Origin of the sequence: Pseudoalteromonas sp. S1609 (assembly GCF_005887255.1) — a bacterium.
GTDB lineage: Bacteria > Pseudomonadota > Gammaproteobacteria > Enterobacterales > Alteromonadaceae > Pseudoalteromonas.
In genome coordinates, this window is sequence record NZ_PNDJ01000135.1 from 1 (window position 1) to 789 (window position 789).

At 45.4% G+C, this 789-nt stretch carries 1 pseudogene; it reads right to left on the reverse strand.

The features are described 5' to 3' along the window. Window positions 1-789: pseudogene (locus CWB76_RS19060) on the reverse strand (malate synthase G); the annotation flags it as partial.

The following is a 789-nucleotide window of genomic DNA, read 5'->3' on the forward strand; positions in this document are numbered from 1 at the left end:
CAGGGCGGAGTCCAGCCTGTCTCGATCTTTATGTCCATCAACAACCTTAGCCATTTTTGCCATCACTTTTTGTACTTGCTCTTTACTGCACACGCCATGATGCAGCCAGTTGGCGATATGCTGGCTTGAAATACGTAAGGTCGCTCTATCTTCCATTAAGCCAATATGGTTAATGTCAGGCACTTTAGAACAGCCTATTCCTTGGTCAATCCAACGTACAACGTAACCTAAAATACCTTGCGCGTTATTTTCAAGCTCACTTTGAATATCTTCTTTTGACAGCGTTTCTGGGTTTGCCATTAGCGGGGGTGTTAATAAGCTTTCTAGGCTTGCTATTTGGCGCGTGGCAATGCTTTGCTGCAGGCTAAATACATCCACATCATGGTAATGCATTGCGTGTAATGTGGCGGCGGTAGGGGAGGGCACCCAAGCGGTATTCGCACCTGATTGAGGATGCGCTATTTTTTGCTCCATCATCATCGCCATTTTATCGGGCATTGCCCACATACCTTTACCAATTTGCGCTTTATGGCTTAAGCCACAAGCTAGGCCAATATCAACGTTACGATCTTCATAAGCGCTGATCCAAGGCTGTGCTTTAATAGCCGCTTTAGGCAGTACCACACCCGCTTGCATAGAGGTATGAATTTCATCACCGGTGCGGTCTAAAAAGCCGGTGTTAATAAATACAACACGCTCTTTAGCAGCATGAATACAGGCTTTTAAGTTAGCAGATGTACGACGCTCTTCGTCCATAATACCCATTTTTAGGGTGTTTTTAGGCAAGCT